The sequence below is a fragment of the uncultured Pluralibacter sp. genome, from assembly GCF_913775985.1.
In the GTDB taxonomy this organism is placed as follows: Bacteria; Pseudomonadota; Gammaproteobacteria; order Enterobacterales; family Enterobacteriaceae; genus Pluralibacter.
On record NZ_CAJYMB010000155.1, the window covers coordinates 1 to 6799 of the forward strand.

Annotated in this window: 7 protein-coding genes; 3 read left to right on the plus strand and 4 right to left on the minus strand. The window is 56.8% G+C overall.

Annotated elements, in window-relative coordinates:
* Window positions 1-789 (plus strand): GGDEF domain-containing protein (locus QZ766_RS22325; protein ID WP_297207490.1); only part of this gene is annotated, 789 nt, incomplete at its 5' end.
* On the opposite strand, the gene QZ766_RS22330 is transcribed toward QZ766_RS22325, so the two are convergent.
* Complete coding sequence (locus tag QZ766_RS22330) at window positions 786-1178, minus strand: cell envelope integrity TolA C-terminal domain-containing protein (RefSeq protein ID WP_297207492.1); 393 nt, start codon at window positions 1176-1178, stop codon at window positions 786-788. The genes QZ766_RS22325 and QZ766_RS22330 overlap by 4 nt on opposite strands.
* Before the next feature lie 174 nt (window positions 1179-1352).
* Between QZ766_RS22330 and QZ766_RS22335 the strand changes: the two genes are divergently transcribed.
* Window positions 1353-1880: a GNAT family N-acetyltransferase gene (locus QZ766_RS22335; protein ID WP_297207494.1), complete on the plus strand. Its 528-nt coding sequence runs from the start codon at window positions 1353-1355 to the stop codon at window positions 1878-1880.
* 245 nt (window positions 1881-2125) lie between these two features.
* Window positions 2126-3040, plus strand: coding sequence for a bestrophin family ion channel (locus tag QZ766_RS22340; protein WP_297207496.1), 915 nt, complete (start codon window positions 2126-2128; stop codon window positions 3038-3040).
* 199 nt (window positions 3041-3239) lie between these two features.
* Here QZ766_RS22340 and tam read toward each other — a convergent pair whose 3' ends face one another.
* From tam to QZ766_RS22355, 3 genes are all read right to left on the minus strand, one after another.
* On the minus strand, window positions 3240-4001 hold the full coding sequence (gene tam / locus QZ766_RS22345; protein WP_297207497.1) for a trans-aconitate 2-methyltransferase: 762 nt from the start codon (window positions 3999-4001) through the stop codon (window positions 3240-3242).
* A 146-nt stretch (window positions 4002-4147) separates the two neighbouring features.
* Window positions 4148-5422, minus strand: a complete 1275-nt coding sequence (locus QZ766_RS22350; protein ID WP_297207499.1) for a Glu/Leu/Phe/Val dehydrogenase — start codon at window positions 5420-5422, stop codon at window positions 4148-4150.
* Window positions 5423-5752: 330 nt separating this feature from the next.
* A partial coding sequence (locus QZ766_RS22355; RefSeq protein ID WP_297207501.1) for a PLP-dependent aminotransferase family protein occupies window positions 5753-6799 on the minus strand: 1047 nt, incomplete at its 5' end.

The following is a 6799-nucleotide window of genomic DNA, read 5'->3' on the forward strand; positions in this document are numbered from 1 at the left end:
GGCAGCCTTGCTTTTCCGCTGCCGGCGCTTATCTGGTGCGCTATCAGCTATCCCATGCCGGTGACCTGCCTGCTGACTTTCGTCACCGGCGCCAGCGAGATAATTCTCGTGGCTAACGGGCTGATTAATCTGGCGGTGGACGGCCCGCTGCAAAATGCGCAGATTTTCTCTACTCGCCTGGGCATTGCCTCGCTGGCCATCAGCCCGGTGATCGTCTCGTCCAGCGTCATTGCGATTAATAATCTGATCCGCCAGGTGTCACTGCGGGCAGATTTCGATTTTTTAACCCGGGTATACTCGCGCTCGGGCCTGTTTGAGCTGTTGAAAACCCAGCGCTATCCCGCTTCCCAGCAGCATCTCACCGTGATGTTGCTCGATATTGACTACTTCAAGAGCGTAAACGACAACTACGGCCACGAGTGCGGCGACTACGTGCTGGCGGCGCTGGCGCGCCGGGTGAGCGATGCGGTGGGCAGCCGCGGGCAGGTGGCGCGCATGGGCGGCGAAGAGTTTGTGGTGGTCGCGGCCACCGACGACGCAGAAGACGGCTATCGGCTGGCGGAAGCTATCCGCACCCGCGTTGAGGCCAGCCCGTTTCAGTGGCGTCAGCAGATGCTGAACGTCACCGTAAGCATCGGCGCGGGCAGCGGCAGCATTAAGCAGCGCACGCTGCTCGATACCTTTCACGAGCTGATTGTTGAGGCGGATGATTTCCTGTATCAGGCCAAGAAAGCGGGGCGCAACCGAACCTGCGCCCGGGACCATGACGCCCATAACGCGGCGGATTAACTGCCCATTTCAAACCGGGATTGTTGAAAATCGCGGTACACCTCTTTGTTGCTGAATGCCGGGAAGCGGGCTTTTTGCGCTGCTGAGAGTAATGCTGCGCAGTAAGCCTTATTGCCGCGGCTGGTTGATATGCTTGTTGCGGTGCCGTCTTCAGCAAACTGGATATGTAACCTGCATTTTTTGCCTTTCCATGCCTCGGGATCGCTAAGCTGGGCATTTATTGCTGACCTGATTGCGCGCGCCTGCGCGCCCCATGCATCCTGGTCGTCCCATTTGCCCGAGCCGCAGCTGCCGAGCGCCGTTGTTTTATGGCATCCGGAAGGCTGCAGCGGCGTACAGCCTGCGGCTGCGCAGATTAAAATTGCGAGCAGCAGTCGCTTATTTATCATTATTCAACTCTCCATATTTCTGGCAAAAGACAATCTTGCGTACCATCATTTTTCATCGTTGCTAATTAATAATTAAATTCGCAGTTTTTCACAATATAGGTAAATCCTATGACGGCGAGAATTGTCTATTTCTGGCTGTGTGCAATAGTCATGCTTTCGTGAACAGGAGTTTGTATGCAACCCACATTTCATCTGACCACGCTATCTGCCGAAGAGATTACCGCGCGTATTGACCAGCTTTCCGATGTCCTTGCTGATTGCGTTAACGGCGGTGCCTCCGTCAGCTTTATGCTGCCGTTTCAGCAGGACACAGCGCGGGTTTTCTGGCAAAAGATGTCCAATAGCGTAGCTCTGGGAGAGCGGGTAGTGCTGGCGGCTGTTGACGAGGCGGATGTGATTATCGGTACCGTACAGCTTATTATCGATCTGCCGGAAAACCAGCCGCACCGCGGCGAAGTAGCGAAGCTGCTGGTTCACTCCCGGGGCAGAAGGCAGGGTATTGCGCTGGCGCTGATGGGTGAGCTGGAAAATATTGCCCGCGAAGGAGGCAAGCGGTTGCTGGTCCTCGATACCGCTACCGGCAGCGGGGCTGAACAGTTTTATCAGCGCTGCGGCTGGCAGAAAGCGGGGGTTATTCCTGACTTTGCATTAATGCCGGATGGCGAAGTCTGCAGTACGACGCTGTTTTATAAATCATTATAGGGATGAACCGCGCAGGGGTCTGCGCGGATATATAAACTAAATTAGTTACAACATACATATTTAGTGTCCCTGAAACACCTGCGTTAAACCTCGCAGAAAACGAAAGAAAAAGAGGCACTATTTTCACTAAAGATGCGGGTAAGCCGCTTTCCCGATGAGAGGGGAGCTGAGGACGCTGCCGTAGATTGTAATCGTGATGTAAATCACGTTAAATTGCTTCATCGTTTCTCCTGCGCCGAACCATCATGATTGTAAGACCCTCCGAACACTGGCTAACCCGAACGCTTGTCTGGCACGGTTCGGTACTCTCCAAAATCTTTACCCGGCTGCTGCTTAACTTTCTGCTTTCCGTGGCGGTGATTATTCTGCTGCCCTGGTATACCTCGCTCGGTATCAAACTTACCGTCGCGCCGTTCAGTATCCTCGGGGTGGCGATCGCTATTTTCCTCGGCTTTCGCAATAACGCCTGCTTCGCCCGTTATGTTGACGCCCGCCACCTGTGGGGCGAGCTGGTTATCGCCTCCCGCACGCTGCTGCGGGAAGTCAAAACCACGCTACCGGCGCAGTGCGATGTTCCGTCTTTCACTCGCCTGCAAATCGCCTTTGTCCATTCGTTGCGCATGCAGTTGCGGCGCCTGCCGCAGGAAGAGACCCTGGCAAAATATCTGACGCCGTCCCAGCTGCGGGAGGTGCTCGCAGCCCAGGCGCCGGCTAACCGCATTCTGCTGCTGATGGGCAACTGGCTGGCCGCGCGGCGGGAAGAGGGCGCATTGTCCGATATTCTGTTCCAAAGCCTTAACCAGCGTCTGAATGCCATGTCGGCAGTGCAGGCCGGCTGCGAGCGCATCGCCAATACGCCGCTGCCGTTTGCCTACTCGCTGATCCTACACCGCACCGTGTATCTGTTTTGCATTATGCTGCCGTTCGCGCTGGTCACAGACCTGCACTACATGACGCCGTTTGTCTCGGTACTGATCTCGTATACGTTTCTGTCACTCGACGCGCTGGCCGAAGAGCTGGAAGAGCCGTTTGGTCTGGAAAACAACGATCTGCCGCTGGATGCTATCGCCAACAGCATCGAGATTGACCTGCTGCAAATGAACGATGAGCCGCAGATACCGGCGAAAAGAGTTCACGACCGGCATTATCAGCTGACATAAAAGATGTGTGTCCGATACCGGATGACCCTTTAGCAGTTTGGGTTAAGAAAAAGGTAAGGCTTTCCGTGTGTAATGAGCGCCGTTTATCAAGGAGGACTTACGGTGGCAAAAAAGAGAAACGCTCTTCAAACCGTGCTTAACCTGATTATTTTTGCCTCGCTGTGCGTTACGGCGTGGGATCTTTCATTGGTCCGCGACCTTAACTGGTAGTTTTTCTGGCCACAATAAACAGCCGCGGAAAAGCCAGCAGGACCTGTCCATTCTGCTGGCGCGGATAGTGTTCAGCCAGCAGTGCCGCATAGCGTGCTAAAAACGCCTGCTGCGCCGCAGCCTCCAGCGGCTGCAAATAGGGCCGCAGGCCGGTGGCACTAAGCCACTCAATGATCGCCTGGTGTGATGCCATCGGGTGATAATAGGTCGTCTGCCAGATATCCACCTCGCAGCCGCTCTCGCTGAGTAAATCGTAATAGCGCCGAACGCCGGCCAGCGGCGCGCGGGCGCTGGCGGTAATGTTCATTTCTTCGGCCACCTGGCGCATCAGCGTATGCGACGGCTCGCGCCAGTTATCGGGCATTTGCACCGCCAGTACCCCGTCTTTTGCCAGCAGGGAAGCCAGATGCGGGAAGAGGGTTTCGTGATCGTTAATCCACTGCAGAGAGGCGTTGGCATACAGCACATCCAGCGGACGATCGGGCCGCCAGCCGCCAATGTCGGCTTCAACAAACTGGCAGTCGGGCAGCGCACTGCGGGCTTGCTCAAGCATCGCCGGCGAATTATCAACACCGACGATAGCGGCATCGGGCCAGGCGTCTCTGAGCAGCGCGGTGCTGTTGCCGGGGCCGCAGCCGAGATCCGCAATATCATGCGCGACAGGTTTCGCTATTCGGGCTAGCAGTTCGGCCGCGGGGCGGGTGCGTTCAGACGCAAACTGCAAATACAGAGAAGGGTTCCAGTCAGCCATCAGAGTCTCCTCAATTATGCACGCTGAATAAGCCCATTGAGATTAGCTCAGGGCAGCGGCTTGCGCGGGGCAATTAGAGTGGTGTGTAGACCAAAGAGGATTATCGCAAAAAATAAAGTGGGCCGGGCGGCCCACTTTGTAGGGAATTAGCCGGGATAGATACCGCGATCTTTACGCGCCATCAGGATCCGCTCGCAGGCCACAATATAGGCGGCGGTACGCAGAGAGCACTCTTTCTCTGCAGCTTTATCCCAGACATGAACCATGGCATCTGTCATGATTTTGTCCATTCGCTCGTTAATTTCCTCTTCGCTCCAGAAGAAGCTGGCCATGTCCTGAACCCATTCGAAGTAGCTCACGGTCACGCCGCCGGCGTTACACACGACATCCGGCACCACGATGATGCCGCGATCGGCCAGCATATCATCGGCATCCGGGTAGGTCGGGCCGTTTGCGCCTTCCAACACCAGCTTGCACTTCAGCCCTTCTGCGCGCTGGCGGGTTATCTGGCCTTCCAGCGCCGCCGGGATAAGAATATCCATGTCGAGGCTCCAGAAGGCTTCATCATCAATGGTCTCCGCGCCCGGGAAGCCGGCAATCTGCTTGTGCTCCAGCTGCCAGGCGGTCAGCGCGGCCATATCAATGCCGCTGTCGTTGGCAAGAGTCGCGGTATGATCCTGAATAGCGACGATGCGAGCGCCAGAGGCTGCAAACAGGCGTGCGGCCTCGCTACCGACGTTACCAAAACCCTGAACGGCAACCCGGGCGCCTTTTACCGGAATATTTGCCCGGCGGGCAACTTCGCGACCGGTGATCCAGACGCCGCGCCCGGTGGCTTTTTCACGGCCCAGGGAGCCGCCGAGATGAATCGGTTTCCCGGTCACAACGCCGGTGATGGTGGTGCCCTGATTCATGGAGTAGGTGTCCATCATCCACGCCATCACCTTGCCGTTGGTGCCGACATCCGGTGCCGGAATATCTTTCTGCGGCCCGATAATAACGCCGATCTCGCTGGTATAGCGGCGGGTCAGGCGCTCAAGCTCGCCTTCTGAAAGCTTGAAAGGATCGACGCGAATACCGCCTTTCGCACCGCCGTACGGCAGGTTCACCGCCGCGCATTTGACGGTCATCCATGCGGACAGGGCCATAACCTCATTCAGGTCCACGTCCGGATGATAGCGAACACCGCCTTTACCCGGGCCGCGGGAGAGGTTGTGCTGCACGCGGTAGCCTTCAAAGTGGCGAATGGTGCCGTCGTCCATTTGTACCGGAATATCGACAATCAGGGCGCGCTTAGGATGGCGCAGGGTATCAACCCAATGGGAGAGTTCGCCAAGGTAGGGCGCCACACGCTCGATTTGTTGCAGGTAGGTGTTCCAGGCAGATGTGCTGCTATCTGAGGCGTAAGATAACTTTTCCATGATGAACCTTTCGTATTGTGCGTGGTATGTTCTTTATTTGGCCGTGGTCATAGTGATACTCACTGTGTGAACAGCAATTTAACACTTTATTAATTTTTTGTATTGAGAGGGTAAAGGTGCCGCACGTGATGCTATGCACCAAAATAATGCATTCCGCGAAGTGATGGTTCATAGCCCGCGCGGGGCGGGAAAAGAGTAGTGCAGATAATATGCATAATTAATGCATAAATATTAAAATCGACTATTTTTCAGAAGTTTGATGCAGCTCTAAAAGTAAATGCAATGAAAAATATTATCGAGCCGGTTGTGTCATACACGCCGGCCCTGGCCCTACAAATCATGGGCGTATTCAATCGCACCTTTCACCTTTGCCAGCGCCGGCAACAGGTCATCGAGGCTCACCGAGCCCAGCGCCAGCCTCAGCGCCTGCGGCGGATGGGCAGTGGTGCTGAACGGTGCCGCAGTTGATACTGAAATTCCTTCATCCATCAGCAGCCTGACCACCGGCTCGGCCCGCACCTCTTCACCGAGCGGCAGCCAGCTAAAATAGCTATTTTCATGACCTGCAGGCGCCGGCGAAAATTTCAGGCCGCGTACCAGCCGCTGGCGGCGGCGCGCGTCCTCCCTTTTTTGCTGTTCCAGCAGGGCTGCGGTGCCGTCTTTGATCCAGTTGCACACCAGGGCGGTCACCAGCGCTGGCGTATTCCAGCTGGTTGCACGAATGGCGCGCTCGATGGCGGCCACGTGGCGAGAAGGTGCCACCAGCGCACCAACCCGCAGACCGGTAGCAATACTTTTTGAAAAGCCGGTGATGTAAAGAGTGCGCTCTGGCGCCAGCGCGGCCAGCGGCGGGGGAGGATTAGCGACCAGAAAAGCATAGGCGGCATCTTCCAGAATCAGTAAATCGTGCATGCGCGCTACGGCCACCAGCTCGCGGCGTCGGGTTTCGTTCAGCACCCAGCCCAGCGGATTATGCAGCGTCGGCATAGTGTAAATCGCCCTCACGCGCCGGGTCTGGCAGAGTTGGTGCAGTGCACCCAGATCCGGGCCCGCAGGCGTCACCGGAATAGGTGCCAGTTCCAGATGAAACAGCGTGGCCAGCACCTTAAAACCCGGATAGGTCAGGGCATCAACCGCCACCACGTCTCCCGGGGAGAGCATCGCCATAATCGCCACGGTCAGACCGTGCTGCGCGCCGCTCACCAGCAGCACGTTTTCCCGGCCGGCGTTCAAACGGTAGCGCCGAAGATAGTCGGCGACACATTCGCGATCGGCGGTTCTGCCGGCGTGCGGCTGGTAGCGCAGCAGGGCATCAATATCCCCGCCGCGGGCCATCTGGCGCAAAGCCTCGCGCAGCAGCCCGGCCTGATCCGGCAG

Bases quoted from the DNA above. Each gene is read 5' to 3' on its own strand.
- QZ766_RS22330 (WP_297207492.1), bottom strand. From the start codon at position 1,178: ATGATAAATAAGCGACTGCTGCTCGCAATTTTAATCTGCGCAGCCGCA.
- QZ766_RS22335 (WP_297207494.1), top strand. From the start codon at position 1,353: ATGCAACCCACATTTCATCTGACCACGCTATCTGCCGAAGAGATTACC.
- tam (WP_297207497.1), bottom strand. From the start codon at position 4,001: ATGGCTGACTGGAACCCTTCTCTGTATTTGCAGTTTGCGTCTGAACGC.
- QZ766_RS22350 (WP_297207499.1), bottom strand. From the start codon at position 5,422: ATGGAAAAGTTATCTTACGCCTCAGATAGCAGCACATCTGCCTGGAAC.
- QZ766_RS22340 (WP_297207496.1), top strand. From the start codon at position 2,126: ATGATTGTAAGACCCTCCGAACACTGGCTAACCCGAACGCTTGTCTGG.